Genomic DNA, 19,264 nt, shown 5'->3' on the forward strand with positions numbered 1-19,264 from the left:
CAGCTCAAAAGGAGAGTAATGGTAAATTAATTCCTTTGAACTGGCATGTACACCATTTCAATCCTGCCAAATGGTTTTAGCAAGGTCTTCTTCTTCTTTGATCCGTTTTTGGTTTATTTCGTTCAATGATTGGTTAAAATCTTGAACCGTGATCATATCGTAGCTTTCTAGGGCATCTAAAAATCTGTGGTACTGATCGAATTTGTAGTTGAGTTCGTTCTTCTTGTGTGCGTAAATAGCTGATTTTTCGCGTAGAAGAACTCTTTTAAACCAGTTATCAAATTTGGAGATTTCTTGTTTCAAAATAATCAACCTCGGTTTTCGTTTCGGCATATAAAGTCACCTAAAGTTACATACACCATCAAAAGTTTGTGATAAAAAAAGTTTCATAACAATTTTATCACCGGAATCAAGTTTTAAACATCAACAACCATGTGAAGTGTATTTTGAGTCCCGGATTCTGGGCCTAGAATTTAGATTACACCGTTATAAAGATCATGGAATTGATTGGAGTCCTATAACTTGTTTTTTGCGAATTATTGGCCCATTTGTTATGATTTTTTTTTAAATGAGCATTTTAAATTCGAAAATATGGTTTAAGGCAATTTTAGTTATAAAAAAATTGATTTGAAGTATAAATAACCATTTTCCCAATTTACACCCAAATCATGCCCAAAAGACACCTAATTTGGACTTAATCCTAATTATAAACAATATAGGAACTATTAATCAAAATAAAAGCTAAAATATCAGTTAATAATTTATACCAACATTAATATATGGAATTAAAACTAAAAAAAGCAATTTAACAACCTTAAAAACTATTAACGAGGTTATTGAAGAGATTCTGACCAACCTGGTTTTTTTTATTAAGCCCAGTTTTCTAAAAATTCATTTTCTGTACAAAACTTCAAGGGTTGTGGTTTAGAATTTTTTTTTATATGGGATTCCATGTCCAGAAAATGATCCCTTATAAATAATCTTAGGTTAATAACTATTAACAAATTTTATGGAATGATATAATGATAAATCATGTTTACGGACTGGCTGTTAGGGTTCTTCTGGTGGATGAAAATGGAAAGGTTCTCATTTTGAAACGTTCCACAGATTCCAAGACCAATCCTGGAAAATGGGAACTTCCAGGTGGAAAAGTAAACCAGGATGAATCCTTTGACCACGCCCTTTTAAGAGAAGTTTACGAAGAAACTGGACTTAAAATTGAACTGGGCCATGTTGTAGGAGCTTCAGAGCAGAACCTGCACATAATACGAGCAGTTCATATTATAATGTCCGGGAAGATTGTGGAGGGTGAATTAACACTCAGCAGTGAACATGAGGGTTATGCCTGGGTTTTGATGGAAACACTAGGTGATTATGAACTGGCAGACTGGCTTGAGGATTACCTGAACAAGAGCACAACATTCCATTTTAAAGATCCAGAAGAGGTTGATAAAACTGACAACAGTTTTGATCCCCTGATCAAATCCATAAAAACCACCTTCGATAAGATGTCTAGAAAATAGGAGGGTACTATCCATGAGAAGATATGAAATGATGGCAAGGTTGAGGCTGGTCTTAATACTGGCCATCGTGCTTGCAGTGGTTGCAGCACTTCTTTACCTAGTGTATGGATTCGCACTAGTATGGCAGGCACTTGCATCGGGAATTATCATAGCTATCTTGTGCATACTCATCATCTTACTCCTTGGTGTGTCAATATTCCTCTGGACTAAAAATTTCCTCATAAAAAGAGAGTTAAAAAGGTCTGAAATGGAACTTGCACAGTGCAGAGCCCAGTTAAAAATGGCAGTTGCTTTTAAAGAGGAAGACAAAGAAAATTAAAAAAAAGAATGAAATTAGTTGTTTAATTGGTTTCATTTTCATCTAAAACCATTTGAACCAGGGCTGAATCAACGTAGGCCCTAACCTCTACCACCATCTCATTTTCAAATCTTACAATCCAGCAGTAAGTGTTGTTGAAAGGTTTACCATTCAATGCTGTTGACAACGATTCCATCTCAACCACTGCAGTGGCATCTTTAACCAGAACCTGGTTTACCTTTAAAACCACACCTTCGTTTAAAACCTTGTTCAATCTTAGAAAGGTGCTTTTAACAAACTCCTCCTTGGTTTTATAGTTTCCAGCCAAGGGATGTGTTCCCATAACAGTCCAGTTAACATCATCCGAAACCTTGGAAAAAAACTTCACATTTTCACCAGTTTTAAGGTAATTAAACAGTTCTTTAACACTTTCTTCTGAGATCATTTCACTAATACACTCCACTGGATTTATAACCTTAAATTAACGATTAACAATCTTACAATTCATTAGAAATATAAATTTATTAAACACATAATTAATGAATATTAATTGTGCAATTAAAATCTATTATAACCTTGATTTTGATTGATTTTAATGTAACAGTCCTAAAACTAGGGTAACGATAATTCTATTATTCAACTCTTAAAATTGAAGTTTTATTACGGCCTATTCAGTTTTTTACCAATTTGATCCCAGTTTTTATCCTAGGATATTAATCATCGCTGTTCCATCTCACTGCCGTTTAAACAGTATGCGTTGTGTACTATTCCCACATCTAAGGATCTTGCCAGGGGACATGCTGGGCACTCACATCCCTTGAGTTCTGTTATGCAGTTGTTACTCTTGCCTGTTACGCAGAAGAGTTTTTCATTGGCATCCTTTGAACATTCTGTATAGGATGCACATGTATGGCAGATACAAGAATCCTTGTAGTTTTGTATGGCTTTATCCCTTTCATCAGCCGCCATTGAATTTACATTTTCCAATGCTTCTTCAAACTTGTCCATTTTTTTTATCCCCCTTAATTTACTTGCATCATGTATAGTATTTGGACTCAATTCTTTATCAATTTTTATGAAACATATGTGAAAAACTAACTGGAAATAATGGATTAAATGGAGGTAGGGGGTAATTCAGGGAAAATTGGTACCAGATGAAGAGCAGGGATACTGAGTAAGTTGATATGAATTTAGGATTATGTTAAAAATTAAAAAAAATAAAAAGAGTGGATTAAATGGATTCTGTTTTGCACAGTTGTATTTCTATTGCCGAAACATTACTGTTGGATCCTTCTCTGCTAGTCATTTCTTCGGTACAGATATCTATGGAACCTACTTCTAACTCTGGTAAGAATCTGTTCCTCACTATTTCCGCTACATCCACTGCTCTGCTTATTGCCCTTCCTCTTGCTTTTAACATTACCTCAGGTACCCCACTATTCATCTGAGTTACAACAGCTAATACATAGTTCATTACTGGTTTGTTTCCAATGTAAACAACATTTTCCTCTGACATCACTTAAACCTCCAAGATAATCCATAAATTATTAATTATTCTTTCTCATCTATTATATCCAATTATCCATTTGATTTTCTTGAGATGCTTTAGTAACTTTGCATTTTTTGAGGAAGTCTATGAATTTTTTAATGAATTTTGGAAAATTAGTGGTTAGTCAAATAATGTCAAATGTTATTCACACATTTGTCTTAATTATTGAGCATTTAATAATTGAAAGATTAATTAATACCTTGTTTAATATTTTTTTGATAATTATCTTTTTAATCAAACTTTGATTAGGAAATATTTTAAGGAGTTACGATAAGCTTCTTGTATATTGTTAATAGTATAATTTGAATAGTAAGTGGGATTACATGAAAAAAATTCTTGGAATTATTGTAATAGTTGCAATTTTAATATTTCTTGTAATGTGAGTGGTGTTAATAATCAACAGAACACCCAACCAAATTTTAAGACTCAAAGTGTTACAGTTATTGCATCAGGCCCATGGGTAGGAACTATTAATGATGCTTCAGGAACTAAAAACATTATGGGAACTGGAAATAAAACATTTCAATTATCATCTTATCCCGGAAAGATCGTTGTAGAATTCCAAAAAGACGGAACAAAAGACAGCAGAGATAGTAATGATAGTATAATTCCAAATACTAGTCCATTAACTGTTCAATTGTTATCAGGAGATACTATAATAGCTAATAAGACTACAACAGAAGACGGCGGTATTGTAAACATCTCAAATAATATTTTATAAATTTCTTTTTTTTTATTTGAGTTAATTTTTCAAAATCCATATTATGGATTTAATCTGGAAATAATATTTAAGGATAACTGCATCATACTTATGTGTAAAATCAGGTTATTGATAGTTTTAAAAATGCAATTCCTTTTTAAATTGAAAATGTTCGGTACGAACAAAGTTACCAATTTATTTAAAAAGAGAATATATTACTATTTTTATACGTGCATGTATATAACATGTTTAATGTTGGGATTTATTTTGGATTGGGGGTTTAAATGGTTACAAACGATGAAATTAGGCAAAGACTTCATGAACAAAGGGAAGGAACAAATATAAAAGAATATTTAGTTTGTAATAATTGTGAAGGTGCCTATGAATTACTTCCTGGAGAAAAACCAGAAGATTTTAGTGATGAGTGTGAATGTGGAGGCAAATTAACCTACTCAAAAGACAGTTCAATCAACGATAATAAGCCTACAAAGACAAATAAAATGGTTAAAAATGGATTGATTATATTTATAGTAGTATTAGGATTAGTTATTTTTATCGGGCCAATGGCTTACATAGGTTTTGTTGGAATGGTAGTATCCCATGATGAGGAAAGTGGGTCTGCATATGATCAGCTTGCAGTTCTAAAATCAGATTATAACAGTTTAAATGACCAGTTTACTAATGTTCAAACTTCAGTTGATAGTTCGAACAATCAAAATGCAAAAACAGCATTTATCAACGCTAAATTAGAACTTGTAAAGGCAAATTCAGACATAAACGATGTTGAAAGTGCTTTGTCGTCAGGTAAATCTAAAGATGAAATTACACAAAGGGTTAATACTGCACAAACACAGCTAAATAAAGCTCAATCAGAACTGTCAAATGTAAAAGCTATGATTTAAAGTTAGTTACATTGAAAAATTTATATTTTAGATCCTAAAGATTAAATTGGTTCTGGCCTAAAATAATGGAACTTGTTCACATTGAAGTATTTTTGAAGCTACGATATATGCTCCATGGCCTGCAAGGATAAAATTATCTTTACTAATAATTATTGGTCTACCCAACCTAACTCCTTAATTGAATCTGCAATTTTCTAGATCTGTTCCTGAGTATGGCTTCTAGGATTTTCTGGATGTAACCTTAATTGATCTAAATTAATCCAAGGAGTTTTATCTTTCATTTAAATTCATCCTTACAGAATATAATTTAATTTATAGTATTTCGAAGCGATTATTGGCTTAAATTAATCTTAAGCAATATTTTAAATAAGTAAATTAAATAATACAAAAGTAGGAGGTAATGATGTTATGATCAAATTGAAACCCGTAATTGTTGGTATAATATTAATTGTTGCTATAACCATGTTTTTTCCATTAATAGTCCTACCATATATTGTAATAGACATGTTATCATTAGGAATTATACTTTCGCTCTTAGTTACTGGATATATTGGTTATAAAATTAGTGAAAACAAAACAAACGGAGCAATTTATGGCATAATTATAGGTGTAATTAGTGGATTTCTAATGGGCTTGTCAGTGAGTATTATGTATCAATACGTCGCAGCATCCGTTTATGTATTTTACTCTGTATTTTATGCAATATTCTTTGGTATTATCGGAGTTATTGGTGGTACAATAGGATCTTTATTCATAAAGAATTCAGAAGAATTGGAATAGTGACAATATCAACCACAATTTTCTTTGTTTACTTTTTTTAGTTTCTTTAGAAAGTCTTTAAATTCTTTTTATGTGCTCATATTTCCATTTAAACATGCTACCCCTTGTAAGAGTAGGGATACATTTGTTTCTACTTTTGTAATTCGTTGCAATACTTGGAACGTTAACCCTAAAAGAAATAATATGATTGCTACAGCTGGTGCAAGTATGGCTATTAGCATTTCGAGTTCTGTCATGGTTATCATATCCTAAAAAATAAAAAGAGGAAAATTATTCATATTTAACTGAATCACTATCCGTTTCTTCAGTTTTTGTTCGTAGTTTCTCCCTTGGATGCAATATTATTAAAATACCATTTTACAAAATCTATCATTGACTTCTCATTTTTAACTGTTTTAGTCCATGGATGGTACTATTCTACTAGAATTGTTTGAACAGCTTGATACTCATTATACCTTTTATAGCCTCCGCTAAGATAATTTAAATGTAGATTTTTAATTGAACTTAAAAAATAATAAAAAATTTAAAAAAATATATTAACATTGATTATGATGAGGTTCCCGTTACTTGTATGTTTTCTGGTTTAACAGTTATTTTTGGTACTTTATTTGAACCCCCAATAGCTGTATCGTACTCAGTTTTACCATTACATATTCCATAGACCGTTGCAATATCATCATTTGCTAATGTACTAGGAGCAGTTAAGTTATAACAAAATGGAACTAAAATCAATGCTAAAGAATAATGATGTTTAAAGATATGTAGAACAATTTCAAAAAAAAAGAAGAAAAGATATTTTGATTAATATCTGCTTGTTTTAAATTTTAATGTGTACTTTGCGTTTTTGTTTCCTGCAGTGTCTTTGATCGCATTGGTTGGTATGTACACTTGATATGTGTTCTGGCTTAGTCTGCTTTTGGTCATTTTGAGAGTTAATACATTTCCAGATATGCTTGTTACAGTTGATTTTGCGATTTTACCTGTGCTTAGGTTTTTGATGTAGATCTTAGAGTAGTTTGTTCCTTTGCTGATTTTTTCGTTGTAGTAGATCTTTATTGGTGAAGTTAGTGAGAAATGTTTTGAGTTGTTTGTGGGTTTAGCTGCAGTTACCCTCGGTGGAATTTTGTCGATTATGTACAATTTACTGTAAAGAGGAGATTTGTCTAATTGAGTGCCAATGGCCATGTAGTTCAATATAGTTGTTGATGTAATTTTAATTGGTTTCGAATACTTGTTACTGGTATTTGTTGGTATTTTACCGTTTAAAGTGTAGTATATTGTTCCAGGTTTGTTTATTGATAAAGTGACAAGTTTATTTGTGTTGTAAAGTCCAGTATTCACATCAGCTTTGACTACTGGAGCACCAGGAGTTATATTTTGTTTTCCAGAATTAATTCTCCATGTAGTTACTGTTACGTAAACGTTTTTAGTCAGGTCAATATCAGGGGTTTGTAATAATTTTCCATTGTAATACCCCATCAGCATTATATCCATATCATCGGTGACGATTTCTCGAATTCCACTAGTTTTAGTGTAGATTGTTTCTAATTGAACATGATACTTCTCATAGACTATTTCACTTTTCCATTCAAATTGTAACGTCTCTGCTTGTGGACTGTTTAGTGTAAAACCTACAGTATTCCATGGACCCGTACCTACAGCAGTATAACTGCCAATATTAGCTAAATATGTTCCGGTGGGGGCGGCTGAAATTGCTGTCATGCTTCCAAAAGCAAAAACACAACATAAAACCGCAGCCACCAGAAATCCTTTTTTCATATTTTTTTCACCCCTAACTATCATATACTATAGAAATCTAACCATATAAATTATTCATAAATTTCACATTAATAATATCCATTAGAGATTTGTTTAAAAAATTAAAGGAGTTAATGAGTTACATAAACCACTGCACTAATATACTACTAATAGCACAACCAATGGAAACAGCAGCAGCAGCCGCAGTACCGACTATACACCCAGCTGTAATAACTTTCGTAATCCATGTTGGATCTGGAACTGTAATTAAGATTGATGACATTGTCATTAAGACGCCACCAACAACACCAGAAATAACACCAACATTGTTTAAAGTATTGACTATATTTTCTTTAAGTTTTTGTTTCTGTTCTTTCAATTTCTCTTTATCAACAGTACTATTCGTATCGTTACCCACTGTACTATTTGTATCGTTACCAACAGTACTATTTACAAATGTTTCGTTAGTATAATTACCAACAGTACTGTTTAAATCGGTTGTTTCATTGGTAACAGTTCCGTTAATGTCTGCAGTTTCATTATTGTTTAGTAACATATCTTTGATTTCAATGTTTTTTATTTCATTGTCACTATTCAAATTGAAACTTTCTTCTTGCGATCCAATCTGAACTGCGTTTGCAGGTACAACAAATAAAACAAGTAAACTCAACATCAAAATCCCACATTTTTTTATCATTTCTAAAACACCTCCCAACTTTAACACGTATAGTGTAAAAATTCTAGTATTTAAATCATTTTTGAGAATCTATAGAGAATTTGTAGGGAATTTATAGAGAATTTCTATATAAATCGTTTAATGCATACTAAACCGTTCAAAATAGCAGTTTAGTAATAACAAAATAGAACTAACTTTAGGTGTAATTTTAATTTGGATAACTAATTTAATAGGTTTTAATTATTATCATGAGATTTAAAGGATCAATGAACGAAATGAAAGGATTATCTTAGATATTAGAAAGCTGTTGTCAAAAATACTTATTCCCCTTCAAATTCGTATATTGAATTATTTCTCAGTTGGACAGGTCCCTATTCTTGGAGTATTTTTATTTATATTCCTCTTAATCGTGATATTATTGTTTATTTTTATCTGCAATATCCAATTGGAACTCATTCTAAAATGATAACCTATTAACATTTGTATTGGTATGATGAAGTTCATGGAAAATTAGACCAACTTCAAGCAAATTAAAGTACTAAAAAAACTTATTATTCTGATAAATGATTAGTAATTTATTGAAAAATTAAGTTTTTGTTTATAAATTTTTTCTTTTTTGTGTGAATACAAACAAATAATAATAAAATATCTAAACTAATATCCATCCAAAAAAATCATTAGGGGGAATGATATTTTTGAAAAAAATAGCAACCATACTAGTTCTATTTTTGATTGTAGGGATAATTGGAATATCTGGTTGTACAAGTAACGATGGAAACACTTCAAATCAAAGCTATACAAATACTACAACACAAACGCCTGTAACAACACAAACAACAAATACTTCAACAGCTTCAAACACTTCTTCACCAGCACCGTCTGTTAACACTACAAGTTCTAGCAAATCTAGTTCTGGTCCAGGTAACTACATTGGAAATGCAAATACAGGGAAATTTCATCTTGCATCATGTAGATATATTTCAAAGATGAATGAAGGTAATAAAATATTTTTCAATTCAAGAGAATCTGCAATATCTTCAGGATATGTGCCTTGTAAAGTTTGCAATCCCTAATACAGATTTGAAGAATCTAAATTAAATTTTAGATCTTCAAACTTGTTTTTTAGTATCTGGAAATAATTAACAATATTACTATTTTATATAGTTGTATGTATATACTAGGTGATGGGTAATCACTAATTCATTATTTTTCTTAGATCTCCACCATCTTGTTTTAACTTAATTTTGAAAAAATGTAGCTCTGGATTAAGCTAATAGATTCTACGCTTTAAAATCTATTAACTCTAAATAATACAAGTTAATTTTCATTTAATTTCACATTAAAAGATAGATAAAATATGCATCGATTAAAAGGGACATTAGAAACAGTAACAGCACATAGATCGTGGCATATTTCGTTGCAGACTTTTCATCCAACGGTTTTTTTACGAGTGTGATTATTCCCATGGTTACTGAAATTAGGGAAATAACTGCCAATACTTTAAAATCTATTTTTAAAGGGAACAGTCCAGTGTAGGGAATTAGTACAAATGTAAATGTGGCCAAAAAAGCACAGATCAAGCTGATCCTGTAACCAAATTCACGGCCCTTTAAAACTATCCACGTGATCTTGTTACCAAGCTTGTCCCCCTCCATACTTGGAATTTCGAAGCAGTTGATAAAAATAATTTGGAGAAAAATCACGGGTATGGCAAAGATAAAGAAAGCTAGATCTAGTGTTCCCTTCATTGCGAAGTAACCCGCTCCAAGGAATATTACCACGGCAACGATGTTTGCAACTTCCCCCAATCTTCGATATACAAGTTTTATGGGAGGGGCAGTATAAAACCATGCTAATAAATTTCCAAATAAAAGAAACAAAAAGAAGGTGATGGGATAATTAAATATAACTGTGAATGCAGCAGCTAATAAAATGGATATCGCCATGATTAACAGTGCGAACCATTTCGAAAACTCCCTTAATTCTGGATTTTGAATTAGTACACCACTACCTCCAGAGATTGAATTGGGAGTTGTTAAATGATCCACTTCAAAATCATAGTAATCGTTACTGTAGTGAACAGAAAGATGGGCTGTAAACAGAATTAAGTACCCTAGAATAAATTTGCTTGAAACAAATTCAGAACCTAATATCACGGCCAAAAGTGCACCCATAGTAAAAACAAGAAAATTTCCAGCCAAATACTGGGGCCTTCCAAGCTTAATTATATTAATCACTGTTTTCAAGTTGATATCCATAATTATAACCCTTAAATCATTATCATATTATCTAAGATTACTTTATCAGGGAAATGAAGTATATGTTAATCAATATTACCACCGCAAATATTCCTGCTAAGTTGTAGATACAAAATTTTGTAGCGGTTAATTTATCTTCAGGATTTTTAATTAACGCAATAATTCCTAAAATTAATGGAATTGATGAGATAGCTGCAACTACTCTAAAATCTATAAAGTCAGGAAATAAATTGGTGTAATTCAAAATTAAAAAGGATATGGTTGTTAATAATCCTGAAACTGCAATTATTTTGAATCCAAATCTGCGACCATGAGTAGCTATCCAGGTCATTTTACCTCCAGCTTTATCTCCCTCCATATCCGGAATTTCTACGCTCATGGTGAAAAGCATTTGTAAAAAAAGCATGGGAATTGCAAAGGCTAAAAATGGAAGGGTTAAGGTTCCCATCAATGCAAAAAATCCCAAACCAGGAAACAATATTCCAATGGCAGTATTCCCAAATTCCCCGAGTCCCCTATAGGACAGTTTAAATGGAGGTGCAGCATAGAACCATGATAAAATATTGGCAAAAATAACGAACAAAATAAAGGTTAGTGGATAATCAAATAAAAGAGTGAAAACCACAGACACTAGTATTGCTATGCTTATCAAAGAAATTGCCATATACTTGGAAGATTTTTTCCATTCTGGATGTTCAATTAAAACACCACTACCCCCTGAAATAGGCGTAGGAGTGACATAGTGGTCAGCTTCAAAATCGTAGTAGTCGTTGTGGTAATGAACAGCCCAAGTAGAAAAGAAAATAATAACAAAGCCCAGAATGAATTTTGTAAGATTAAACTCAGCACCAAGCAAAAGGGCAAGCAAAGCACCTAGACTGAAATAAAAAAATAAACCAACTGCAAATTGAGGTTTACCAAGCTTAATAAACTTGAATAAATCCTTTAAATTACTAGACTTGACACTGACATCCCTAAACAAAACAATTATCCCCCACCCAAAAAAATGTTAAGCCTAAATTCCACAATGCATGATACTCGTAGTATTATATATGGATACACTCGTTAATCAAACTATTTTTTTTTAAAAATATTCCGAAGTAGTAGTAGTAAGACTGATGTAATGTTCTTAAAAAAAGTTAAAGATGAGTATCTCGTCCATTTACCTAAAAATACCCGTTTGTAAATCTTATTCTAACCCAATCCTTTCCTCTGCTTGTTAAGTAACCTCCAAGTGCGGTTAAATAAAGTATGATGGGATATGCAATGAATCTTTCATTGCCTCCAACACCTAAATATGCTATTAGAGGGTTGGAAGCTGGAGTTGACCCTAACACTAAAAGGAGTATTATTGTTAGGAGGGATCCTATTCCAAGTACCAGTGAAATTATAACCATTGGAATGTTAAGTCCCAGTCTGTAGCTGAATATGGTTGCTAAGCTTCCAAATAGGAATGTTGTGAGTGCGAAAAACAGGTGGGTTGAACCAGTGTACTCTGGAAATAAACCTACTCCAACAGCACCCAATGATGATATTAGAAGGCAAATTGAGAAAAGACGGCAACCTCCACTTTTAAGAATTAGGTAAACTGCCAGAATACCTAAAAGTCCAAAGAGTATAACACTCACATTAAATATCATTGCTGATGGTTCTACGAGTGGGATTGATCCCCCAAGGTAGCTTAATGAATTTTTAGAAACACTGTATCCTGGAAACTGAGTTTCAGCTAAGGTGATTGCTAAGAAAAATTGAATTGTAGCCACAATCAAAACAGTTCCAGCATATTTATAATAATCCTTTTCTGGCCTAAAAATACTTCCCCGTTGAAATTTCATAGTGATTCCCCCTCAATTGAATGAACCTTGATCATTTTCTTGTAATTATGGTATAATATTTGTCAGGAGTAGTAAATGCAGATTTGGGTTATGATTGTGAAAAATTTAAGTACCATGTAGTACTTTTTCTCAGTTTCTGAATTTAGTTTATAGGAAAGGGTTATTTTTCTAGGAGTTTTGCAATTACATTTATATTTTCATACAAAATCCATGATTAAATAATAAAATTTTAATACTAAAAGCTAATAAAATTATCATTAAATTCTTGGGGGGAATTTATTGAAAAAAATTAATTTTGGAATTTTAGGAATTTTAGGAATTGTATTGTTAGTTGTGTTTGCAAGTGGTTGTACAAGTAACAATTCAAATTCCAGTTCAAATGGACAGTCCAACCAAAGCAATGGTCAAGCTGCAACTTATTCCGGGGCTCCTGCTGTTAAAGTTACTGGAAATGGTGCATGGACGGGAAATATTGCTGATAATTCTGGAAGTAGATCAGTTGATGGTTCAGGAAGTCAAACATTCCAGTTAACTGATGATCCTGGAGTCGTAGCAGTAACTTTCCAAAAAGATAACTCTAATGAAGTAAGTCAAAATGGTACTATAACTCCAAATACCGGAACATTAACCGTTGAAATACTGGATAAAACTGGAAAGGTTGTAGCTACACAAAGTACAACAGCTGATGCAGGAGTAGTCAGTACGAGCTATTCATTTTAACACTTCATTTCCATTATTTTTTTAAATACTTACTAAAACCTTGTTAAACTCTGTTGATTCCATCAAACATAACATCAGAGATTGATCCCTAAAATTGATAGCAAAGCTTTAATTCCTGATATTCCCAGTAATGCTATTAAGAGGAAGTAGATTGCTGTTACTAAAGCCATTAAATAACCTGCTATTACCATGTACCCATCATTTTCCACAGAACCCAGTGTTAAAAATAGTATGCTGTATGCAGGTAGAAAATCTGTGAGGGGCACAGGCAGTGGCAGCATGAGTAGAAATGCACAGAAGATCATGAAGACGTTGTTTATCTGATCCATGTAAGGTCGGGTTACGATGTTCAATCTGGGTTTTACAAACTTTTCAAGCCCCTTCAAAATACGGTTCATACCGTTTAAAAGACTTACCATGGTACTTTGAGATATCCTATATTCCATGACCATTTTAGGGATTAATGGATGGGTTTTGGTAAGTATTGCAATGTTTATGAGTATTATAGCCAATCCAAATGGTAAACTGCTTCCAGGAATAGACACAGGTAGTAAAAAAGGTGCAACAAGAATTAAACAGGATATTAAACCTCCCTGTTCACCAATAAGATCCAAAAACTCTCTGAAATTAACTCCATCCTCTGGTATCTGTTCAGATACTCCGGAAATAATTTTAGAAGTTGATTCTGTGGTTGATTCTTTAGACATGTTTGATTCCTGTGTGAATTAAAGAATGTTAAAACAATTTAATCAGATTTAATCAGATTACTATTAAAACTCTTTCAAATTGAAGTTAAATTTAGAATCTGAACCTGATTTAAAATTTAATTGAATTACATCCAAGATATTGGGATAGTTTTCATAGAATATATGTTCTTTGGTTGAAGTGAAATAATAAATTTTTGAGAATATCAGCACCAAACATTCCCAACAAGATATAGTAAACTCACAAGCACCATTAAGAAATTTAATTAAAAAAAATAGTATTTAATATAAAAAAATAGGATGAAAAACCTTATTTTCTTAACCTTTCCACCCTAAAAACTCTGAAATTTATTTGAATTTCATTCCGAGGTTAAATGCTTTTCCAAGGTTTTTTCCAATGGCACGATAGGATATTGCCGCTGGATCGTAGGTGAATGGTTTGATCTTTTCGATGTCAGGTTTTCCAGTGTCTGTTGCTGCACTTTCATCGAGTTTCACATCTAAAATCTCGCCTGTTATCTGGACATGCATTCCGAGATCCAAGGTGTTTATGGCTTTACATTCGAGCACCAGGGGAAATTCTTCAACGTATGGAGCATCAACAAGTTCTGATTTGACTGGTGTCAGTCCTGTTTTTTCAAATTTGTTTTCATCCTTTCCAGATACAATTCCAAAGTAATCTGCCTCAGAAACGTACCCCTCTGATGGTATGCTTATGGTGAAAGCCTTCCTTTCATTTATATTTTTAAGGGTGTACCTATGTTTTTGTAGAGATATTGATACACAGGGTGGATTTGAACATGAAATACCTCCCCATGCTGCTGCCATAACATCTGGTTCTTCATTTTCATCATAGGTCCCAACTATGAAAACCGGTGTTGGGTACACTATGGTTTTAGCTCCTAAAGATTTTTTCATGAACTCATCCCCCATTTCTATATCTTTTTTTAATCAATCCACTGGCTGACTTCCTTTATATCTGGACGTACCACCTTTGACATTTCTGTTGCAGGGTAGCCTATTGCACATCCATTTATTTCGTAGGGCCCCAATGGTATTCCAAGCAAGTCTAAGAATTCTTGGTTTTCTGACATTTGGCTGGTTAAGGATACGATTTGGAATCCCAGGCCCAGTTCTGTTGCTTTAAGCCACATATTTTCCATGCAGTGCGCTATGGATTCTTGTTCCACAGGTGGTATTCCCCTCAACTCTGCTACCACTATGAAGTAAGGTGCTGTTCCAACTCCTATAACTCCATTGTCCACAAATAGTTGAAGTCTTTCCATGAAATTTCCAACTCTCTGTTTTAACATTGGCTGTTCTTTTAAAATTCCTTTAAAATGGTTTAAACCTTCTTCAGCCTTGTTTCTCATGAGTTTCTCTGCAGTTTTCATGGATTCTGTTCCATTTTCAAATACGAAAAATCTCCTGAACACTGTTGATTCACCAACTGCCTGTGCAGCATAGGGTGCCTGTAATCCTGATCTGAGTATTTGTTCAACTGTTTCCCTCGTGGGAATTTCTTTGCTGAAATTTCTAACAGTACGTCTTGATTCTAATATTTCATCTAAAGTTTTACATTGATTATCAACGGAATCCGCCATAATAATCCTCCAAAGTTTCCAAAATAGCTTATTAACTATGAACAGTATCAAATTTCTTATGTTTTTAATCTTTTTATTAGTTTTTGGTAAATCATTTACCACAAAAGTTATATGTTTACACTTTTACATTAATTATTATAAAGGGTTTATTTTGAGTTTTTGAGTTGATTGTCATGTTGGAAGAACAATTTTTTGAGATATTAAACAGGGAACTTGTGGTTGCCATGGGCTGTACAGAACCCATTGCAATAGTGATTGCAGCAGCCCATGCAAAGAAACATTCAAAGGGTAGTATCGAAGCTGTGAATGTTAAAGCATCACGTAACATCGTGAAAAATGCATTCTCTGTGAAGATCCCTGGAACAGATGATTGTGGAATCAACCTCGCTGCAGCACTGGGAATGTACATTGGTGCATCTGAAATAAATATGGAAGTTTTAGAGGATATTAAAGTAGAAGAAGTGGATGCAGCAAAAAAAATGGTTGAAGATGGATTGATAACTGTTGAACTTGCAGACACACCAAAAAAATTGTACGTTGAAGTCACTGTTCAAACTGACAGATCCATTTCCAAAGCTGTTGTGGAAGATTTTCATGACAACCTCGTACTGGTAGAGGTTGATGGTAAAAAATTAGACGTAAAAAACTCGGTTAAACCCATGAAAAACGATGCCAGCATGTTTGAAGATTTAACCCTGGATGAAATTTTAAGGTTTGTAACCGAGGTTGATACTGATAAGTTAGGTTTGATCAAACAATCCATTGATTTAAACTCTAAGATCAGTTTGGAGGGAATAAATAACTGTTACGGAATCAAGGTGGGTAAAAATATCCAGACTAATATTGGTGGCGATATCTTTGGCAACGATATCTGTAATCATGCCGTTGCATTGACTGCTTCAGGATCAGATGCCAGGATGGCAGGTTGTAATCTGCCTGTTATGACCAATTCAGGAAGTGGTAATCAAGGTATTAGTGCAACCACACCTGTTGTGGTGTTTGGCGCATATGTCCATGCTGATGAAGAAACTTTAATCAGAGCTGTTGCTCTAAGTAACCTCATTACCATCTACATAAAATCTAGTTTAGGACGTTTATCTGCACTATGCGGAGCTACAGTAGCATCTGCAGGATCTTGTTGTGGAATAACCTATTTAATGGGTGGAAACAACGACCAGATAAAATCTGCCCTGCAGAATATTCTTGGAAATGTAACTGGAATTATCTGTGATGGTGCAAAGGCAGGCTGTGCCCTTAAAGTTGCAACGTGCACCACGGCTGCTATACAGTCTGTTATCTGTGTGATGGAAGGTCAGCACATCCAATCAACTGATGGTATAGTGGAGGAAGATCCTGAAGATACCATAAAGAATTTCTGCAAGATAGGTCAGGTAGGTATGGCTGAGGCAGACAAGATCATCCTTGAAATAATGATGGACAAATCCAACAAACAGAAGGCAGATCTAGAATCTGATTCTAAATAAGAAATTTTTGGATTTCCACAGCTATTTTTTTAATATTTTCCTGTAAAAAGAAGTTATGACCCATTGGAAAACTTAGTATCCTGGAATGAGTTAGTTTACAATGCATCTTCTGGGAACTTTCAGGAGGTACCAGAATATCTTCTGAACCGTACATTATGAGGGTTGGAACATTGATCTCAGACAACCGGGATTCCACATCAAAAGTTCTGCAGATGCTTAGGGATTTTAAAACAGCAGCTTTAGAATTTGTTTGTACTGCCATGTCTTTAAATCCATAGATTTCTCTGTGTTTTAAAAGGTAATCCTTTGTGTACACGAGTTTGATCATTTCATCAAAAAATGCAGGTACTCCTCCCTGGCTGGTTAGATCTTCCAGTTTTTTAAAGGTTTCAGATAGTTCATGGCCGCACTTACTGTATCCTGAACATATTATGAGTGATTTAACATGTTCTGGGAATTCTAGTGCGAAATTCTGGGCAATTAACGATCCAAGTGAAAATCCCAGGATATTTGCCCTTTTAATATGGAGTTCGTTGAGCAGGTTTATTAGATCTTCTGTTAGAAGTTCCATTGAAATATCGACATCATGATCTGATTCACCATGACCTCTTAAATCTGGTTGAATTGCTTTTATACCTGTTATATTGTTTTTTAGGGGTTTGAAAAATTGGGAAGAATCTGAGAGTCCATGTAAAAATATGGTGGGATCCCCTTTACCATGGGTGTTGTAGTATATCTGTGCATAGTGGCTGTTTATATAGCTCATGAGGATTTCTCATTTTCCTTGTGGTAAAAAATTTCAATATTAAGTACACTGTCCCCATATTTTCCCTATTCATTATTTAGAAGATTTTAAGGGTTTGATAGGGCGTGGGAAGTGTGAATTATTTTTTTGGTTTGGACACTCCTTTGCTGCAGAAGTATCTCATTGGTTCTCCATGAAGTAGATCGTACTCTGTCCAAAATTGGCATCGGTAGCACTGACATATTTCTTTAGTGTTTAGATCGCCACAGCTCGATCTTCCAGTTACACAGTACATTCCGGGAACATTTACAGAATCTGAATCAGTCCCCTTTGCTTCAATTTTGGGATCAATTTCTTGTTGTTTTTCTACTGTACAAGTGCTACATATTTGAACAGGACATTTTATGCATTTACATTTCTCATAATTTTCTAATGAAAATTCTAGTTTGTTCAAGGAATCACCCAGTAATACTATGGTTTCTACGAAATATTAATTTATGGTTAGTAACCTGTTAAGTTATCCATTACCACTATCTCGAGCGTCCCTTTAAATTGGTTGAATCACTTATTACAGAGTATATTATGGTTTAATACCGAGAAAAATTGATGCACCCTTGAGGCGCAAAAAAAGAAATGTGTATTACAACGTCGATTTGCTGTGAACGACTTGTTTGGTGTTTATGTAACCTGAGGATAATCTTTAGTTTTCCTATTTTGGTTTGGATTTGTTGTATAATCTCCAGTATTTGACTAATATGTAAACTACCATTATTGTAACTGCTATTATGGCCACTATTGCGCTAGTACTCATTAATTCACCTTATAATAATATTATGTTAATATGTTTATCAATTATAATTATAAGTACTTAGGTGATAATATTGTTTGGAAGGGAGTAGTGATGAGGAAACTTATTTGGTGGGTATTTGCAGGAACATCTGGAGGACCTAACAGGGCCAGGTTAGTTATGGCACTCAAAAAAAGGCCTCAAAATGCTCATCAACTATCGGAATCTCTTAATTTAAATTATAAAACTGTTCGTCATCATCTTAAACTGTTGGAAGAGAACAATATCATTACTTCATCAGGGAAAAATAAATATGGGGAACTATACTTCCTAACCACTGGAATGGAAGAAAATTACGATATTTTTGAAGACCTATGGAATGAACTGAAAGAATGAGGAGAGCATGGAGATTTATGATCATCATGTTTTGGATAAATCTTTAATTAGCTGTCCTAACTAAAAAAAAGGAGAAATATAATATGTTTTCAGATTTTGGACCGGCCACTGTGCTGTTGTTATACACATCGGTAGCAATTGGAACAGCTAACGTTATTTTATTGTTTGGTTTACTCTATGCCTATTGGAAAACCTACAAGGAGATCAAGTCAAAATTTACCATAGGCCTCTTGTACTTTGCATCATTCCTGCTCTTACAAAATATTGCCATAACCTTTGCCTCGGCTTTACCACTTCTGCTTCCCCATATTCCGTACAATGTTCCGAGTTACGATCTAGACAGGCCACACATAGGATTTTTATTTGTGAATCTGGTGCAGCTCATTGCCCTGAGCATTCTCTACAAGATCACCAAGGAATAAAAGGAGGAGTGTTAAATTCACTCCTCAAACCATTATATTCACTTTTTAGGATTTTTATCTGTTTTTGAAGCAAACAAATGTTCATTTTTTTAAATCCATTGATTTTCTACACCCGAGTTTTTT

At 33.4% G+C, this 19,264-nt stretch carries 25 protein-coding genes; 10 read left to right on the plus strand and 15 right to left on the minus strand.

Annotated elements, in window-relative coordinates:
- Nucleotides 1-57: 57 nt before the first annotated feature.
- A complete protein-coding gene (locus tag METBO_RS09820) occupies nt 58-333 on the minus strand; it encodes a hypothetical protein (RefSeq protein WP_013645557.1) in 276 nt (91 codons plus the stop codon).
- 689 nt (nt 334-1,022) lie between these two features.
- Here METBO_RS09820 and METBO_RS09825 point away from each other — a divergent pair.
- The gene (locus METBO_RS09825; RefSeq protein ID WP_013645558.1) at nt 1,023-1,523 is read left to right on the plus strand and encodes an NUDIX hydrolase; all 501 of its coding nucleotides are present in this window, start codon (nt 1,023-1,025) and stop codon (nt 1,521-1,523) included.
- Nucleotides 1,524-1,536: 13 nt separating this feature from the next.
- Nucleotides 1,537-1,842 (plus strand): hypothetical protein, encoded by a 306-nt coding sequence (locus METBO_RS09830; RefSeq protein ID WP_013645559.1) that lies wholly within the window; start codon nt 1,537-1,539, stop codon nt 1,840-1,842.
- A gap of 22 nt (nt 1,843-1,864) precedes the next feature.
- On the opposite strand, the gene METBO_RS09835 is transcribed toward METBO_RS09830, so the two are convergent.
- The 3 genes from METBO_RS09835 to albA form a co-directional block, all read right to left on the minus strand.
- The gene (locus tag METBO_RS09835) at nt 1,865-2,266 is read right to left on the minus strand and encodes a nuclear transport factor 2 family protein (protein ID WP_013645560.1); all 402 of its coding nucleotides are present in this window, start codon (nt 2,264-2,266) and stop codon (nt 1,865-1,867) included.
- A gap of 272 nt (nt 2,267-2,538) precedes the next feature.
- Nucleotides 2,539-2,829, minus strand: coding sequence for a DUF2769 domain-containing protein (locus METBO_RS09840; RefSeq protein ID WP_013645561.1), 291 nt, complete (start codon nt 2,827-2,829; stop codon nt 2,539-2,541).
- A gap of 223 nt (nt 2,830-3,052) precedes the next feature.
- Nucleotides 3,053-3,337: a DNA-binding protein Alba gene (albA, locus tag METBO_RS09845; protein WP_013645562.1), complete on the minus strand. Its 285-nt coding sequence runs from the start codon at nt 3,335-3,337 to the stop codon at nt 3,053-3,055.
- A 412-nt stretch (nt 3,338-3,749) separates the two neighbouring features.
- On the opposite strand from albA, the gene METBO_RS09850 reads away from it, so the two are divergent.
- The 3 genes from METBO_RS09850 to METBO_RS09860 all read left to right on the plus strand — a co-directional run bounded on the left by METBO_RS09850 (nt 3,750) and on the right by METBO_RS09860 (nt 5,752).
- Nucleotides 3,750-4,091: a hypothetical protein gene (locus METBO_RS09850; protein WP_013645564.1), complete on the plus strand. Its 342-nt coding sequence runs from the start codon at nt 3,750-3,752 to the stop codon at nt 4,089-4,091.
- Between the two features lie 263 nt (nt 4,092-4,354).
- Nucleotides 4,355-4,972, plus strand: a complete 618-nt coding sequence (locus METBO_RS09855; RefSeq protein ID WP_013645565.1) for a YfgM family protein — start codon at nt 4,355-4,357, stop codon at nt 4,970-4,972.
- A gap of 408 nt (nt 4,973-5,380) precedes the next feature.
- Nucleotides 5,381-5,752: a hypothetical protein gene (locus tag METBO_RS09860; protein ID WP_013645566.1), complete on the plus strand. Its 372-nt coding sequence runs from the start codon at nt 5,381-5,383 to the stop codon at nt 5,750-5,752.
- Between the two features lie 68 nt (nt 5,753-5,820).
- Here METBO_RS09860 and METBO_RS13765 read toward each other — a convergent pair whose 3' ends face one another.
- The 3 genes from METBO_RS13765 to METBO_RS09870 all read right to left on the minus strand — a co-directional run bounded on the left by METBO_RS13765 (nt 5,821) and on the right by METBO_RS09870 (nt 8,207).
- The gene (locus tag METBO_RS13765; protein ID WP_013645567.1) at nt 5,821-5,988 is read right to left on the minus strand and encodes a hypothetical protein; all 168 of its coding nucleotides are present in this window, start codon (nt 5,986-5,988) and stop codon (nt 5,821-5,823) included.
- A 565-nt stretch (nt 5,989-6,553) separates the two neighbouring features.
- Nucleotides 6,554-7,531, minus strand: a complete 978-nt coding sequence (locus tag METBO_RS09865) for an Ig-like domain-containing protein (RefSeq protein ID WP_048186442.1) — start codon at nt 7,529-7,531, stop codon at nt 6,554-6,556.
- A gap of 118 nt (nt 7,532-7,649) precedes the next feature.
- Nucleotides 7,650-8,207, minus strand: coding sequence for a hypothetical protein (locus METBO_RS09870; protein WP_013645569.1), 558 nt, complete (start codon nt 8,205-8,207; stop codon nt 7,650-7,652).
- A 674-nt stretch (nt 8,208-8,881) separates the two neighbouring features.
- On the opposite strand from METBO_RS09870, the gene METBO_RS09875 reads away from it, so the two are divergent.
- Nucleotides 8,882-9,259: an Ada metal-binding domain-containing protein gene (locus METBO_RS09875; protein WP_013645570.1), complete on the plus strand. Its 378-nt coding sequence runs from the start codon at nt 8,882-8,884 to the stop codon at nt 9,257-9,259.
- Nucleotides 9,260-9,520: 261 nt separating this feature from the next.
- Here METBO_RS09875 and METBO_RS09880 read toward each other — a convergent pair whose 3' ends face one another.
- The 3 genes from METBO_RS09880 to METBO_RS09890 form a co-directional block, all read right to left on the minus strand.
- Nucleotides 9,521-10,444: a prenyltransferase gene (locus METBO_RS09880; protein WP_013645571.1), complete on the minus strand. Its 924-nt coding sequence runs from the start codon at nt 10,442-10,444 to the stop codon at nt 9,521-9,523.
- Between the two features lie 37 nt (nt 10,445-10,481).
- Nucleotides 10,482-11,426, minus strand: coding sequence for a prenyltransferase (locus METBO_RS09885; protein WP_013645572.1), 945 nt, complete (start codon nt 11,424-11,426; stop codon nt 10,482-10,484).
- A 184-nt stretch (nt 11,427-11,610) separates the two neighbouring features.
- Nucleotides 11,611-12,279 (minus strand): DUF998 domain-containing protein, encoded by a 669-nt coding sequence (locus tag METBO_RS09890; protein ID WP_013645573.1) that lies wholly within the window; start codon nt 12,277-12,279, stop codon nt 11,611-11,613.
- Between the two features lie 279 nt (nt 12,280-12,558).
- On the opposite strand from METBO_RS09890, the gene METBO_RS09895 reads away from it, so the two are divergent.
- Nucleotides 12,559-12,999 carry a hypothetical protein gene (locus METBO_RS09895; RefSeq protein ID WP_013645574.1) on the plus strand — a complete coding sequence of 147 codons (441 nt, stop codon included), beginning with the start codon at nt 12,559-12,561 and terminating at the stop codon, nt 12,997-12,999.
- A gap of 74 nt (nt 13,000-13,073) precedes the next feature.
- Here METBO_RS09895 and METBO_RS09900 read toward each other — a convergent pair whose 3' ends face one another.
- The 3 genes from METBO_RS09900 to METBO_RS09910 all read right to left on the minus strand — a co-directional run bounded on the left by METBO_RS09900 (nt 13,074) and on the right by METBO_RS09910 (nt 15,307).
- Nucleotides 13,074-13,706 (minus strand): exopolysaccharide biosynthesis protein, encoded by a 633-nt coding sequence (locus METBO_RS09900; RefSeq protein WP_013645575.1) that lies wholly within the window; start codon nt 13,704-13,706, stop codon nt 13,074-13,076.
- A 345-nt stretch (nt 13,707-14,051) separates the two neighbouring features.
- Nucleotides 14,052-14,621: a flavin reductase family protein gene (locus METBO_RS09905; protein ID WP_013645576.1), complete on the minus strand. Its 570-nt coding sequence runs from the start codon at nt 14,619-14,621 to the stop codon at nt 14,052-14,054.
- Between the two features lie 29 nt (nt 14,622-14,650).
- A complete protein-coding gene (locus tag METBO_RS09910) occupies nt 14,651-15,307 on the minus strand; it encodes a nitroreductase family protein (RefSeq protein WP_013645577.1) in 657 nt (218 codons plus the stop codon).
- 173 nt (nt 15,308-15,480) lie between these two features.
- Here METBO_RS09910 and METBO_RS09915 point away from each other — a divergent pair, with 173 nt between their 5' ends.
- The gene (locus METBO_RS09915; RefSeq protein ID WP_013645578.1) at nt 15,481-16,791 is read left to right on the plus strand and encodes an L-cysteine desulfidase family protein; all 1,311 of its coding nucleotides are present in this window, start codon (nt 15,481-15,483) and stop codon (nt 16,789-16,791) included.
- On the opposite strand, the gene METBO_RS09920 is transcribed toward METBO_RS09915, so the two are convergent.
- Both METBO_RS09920 and METBO_RS09925 read right to left on the minus strand, forming a co-directional pair.
- Nucleotides 16,784-17,557, minus strand: coding sequence for an alpha/beta fold hydrolase (locus tag METBO_RS09920; RefSeq protein WP_013645579.1), 774 nt, complete (start codon nt 17,555-17,557; stop codon nt 16,784-16,786). The genes METBO_RS09915 and METBO_RS09920 overlap by 8 nt on opposite strands.
- 118 nt (nt 17,558-17,675) lie before the next feature.
- Entirely contained in the window at nt 17,676-17,990 is a 315-nt protein-coding gene (locus METBO_RS09925; RefSeq protein WP_013645580.1) for a hypothetical protein, read from the minus strand.
- Between the two features lie 447 nt (nt 17,991-18,437).
- On the opposite strand from METBO_RS09925, the gene METBO_RS09930 reads away from it, so the two are divergent.
- Together METBO_RS09930 and METBO_RS09935 are read left to right on the plus strand one after the other, a co-directional pair.
- Nucleotides 18,438-18,719: an ArsR/SmtB family transcription factor gene (locus METBO_RS09930; protein ID WP_013645582.1), complete on the plus strand. Its 282-nt coding sequence runs from the start codon at nt 18,438-18,440 to the stop codon at nt 18,717-18,719.
- Between the two features lie 83 nt (nt 18,720-18,802).
- Complete coding sequence (locus METBO_RS09935) at nt 18,803-19,141, plus strand: hypothetical protein (RefSeq protein WP_013645583.1); 339 nt, start codon at nt 18,803-18,805, stop codon at nt 19,139-19,141.
- The last annotated feature ends 123 nt before the right edge of the window (nt 19,142-19,264 follow it).

This window comes from Methanobacterium lacus, assembly GCF_000191585.1.
Taxonomy (GTDB): Archaea; Methanobacteriota; Methanobacteria; order Methanobacteriales; family Methanobacteriaceae; genus Methanobacterium_B; species Methanobacterium_B lacus.

Excerpts from the sequence above, each read along its gene's own strand:
- METBO_RS09820 (WP_013645557.1), bottom strand. The coding sequence starts at position 333 with ATGCCGAAACGAAAACCGAGGTTGATTATTTTGAAACAAGAAATCTCC.
- METBO_RS09825 (WP_013645558.1), top strand. The coding sequence starts at position 1,023 with ATGATAAATCATGTTTACGGACTGGCTGTTAGGGTTCTTCTGGTGGAT.
- METBO_RS09830 (WP_013645559.1), top strand. The coding sequence starts at position 1,537 with ATGAGAAGATATGAAATGATGGCAAGGTTGAGGCTGGTCTTAATACTG.
- METBO_RS09835 (WP_013645560.1), bottom strand. The coding sequence starts at position 2,266 with ATGATCTCAGAAGAAAGTGTTAAAGAACTGTTTAATTACCTTAAAACT.
- METBO_RS09840 (WP_013645561.1), bottom strand. The coding sequence starts at position 2,829 with ATGGACAAGTTTGAAGAAGCATTGGAAAATGTAAATTCAATGGCGGCT.
- albA (WP_013645562.1), bottom strand. The coding sequence starts at position 3,337 with ATGTCAGAGGAAAATGTTGTTTACATTGGAAACAAACCAGTAATGAAC.
- METBO_RS09855 (WP_013645565.1), top strand. The coding sequence starts at position 4,355 with ATGGTTACAAACGATGAAATTAGGCAAAGACTTCATGAACAAAGGGAA.
- METBO_RS09860 (WP_013645566.1), top strand. The coding sequence starts at position 5,381 with ATGATCAAATTGAAACCCGTAATTGTTGGTATAATATTAATTGTTGCT.
- METBO_RS13765 (WP_013645567.1), bottom strand. The coding sequence starts at position 5,988 with ATGACAGAACTCGAAATGCTAATAGCCATACTTGCACCAGCTGTAGCA.
- METBO_RS09865 (WP_048186442.1), bottom strand. The coding sequence starts at position 7,531 with ATGAAAAAAGGATTTCTGGTGGCTGCGGTTTTATGTTGTGTTTTTGCT.
- METBO_RS09870 (WP_013645569.1), bottom strand. The coding sequence starts at position 8,207 with ATGATAAAAAAATGTGGGATTTTGATGTTGAGTTTACTTGTTTTATTT.
- METBO_RS09880 (WP_013645571.1), bottom strand. The coding sequence starts at position 10,444 with ATGGATATCAACTTGAAAACAGTGATTAATATAATTAAGCTTGGAAGG.
- METBO_RS09890 (WP_013645573.1), bottom strand. The coding sequence starts at position 12,279 with ATGAAATTTCAACGGGGAAGTATTTTTAGGCCAGAAAAGGATTATTAT.
- METBO_RS09900 (WP_013645575.1), bottom strand. The coding sequence starts at position 13,706 with ATGTCTAAAGAATCAACCACAGAATCAACTTCTAAAATTATTTCCGGA.
- METBO_RS09905 (WP_013645576.1), bottom strand. The coding sequence starts at position 14,621 with ATGAAAAAATCTTTAGGAGCTAAAACCATAGTGTACCCAACACCGGTT.
- METBO_RS09910 (WP_013645577.1), bottom strand. The coding sequence starts at position 15,307 with ATGGCGGATTCCGTTGATAATCAATGTAAAACTTTAGATGAAATATTA.
- METBO_RS09915 (WP_013645578.1), top strand. The coding sequence starts at position 15,481 with ATGTTGGAAGAACAATTTTTTGAGATATTAAACAGGGAACTTGTGGTT.
- METBO_RS09920 (WP_013645579.1), bottom strand. The coding sequence starts at position 17,557 with ATGAGCTATATAAACAGCCACTATGCACAGATATACTACAACACCCAT.
- METBO_RS09930 (WP_013645582.1), top strand. The coding sequence starts at position 18,438 with ATGAGGAAACTTATTTGGTGGGTATTTGCAGGAACATCTGGAGGACCT.
- METBO_RS09935 (WP_013645583.1), top strand. The coding sequence starts at position 18,803 with ATGTTTTCAGATTTTGGACCGGCCACTGTGCTGTTGTTATACACATCG.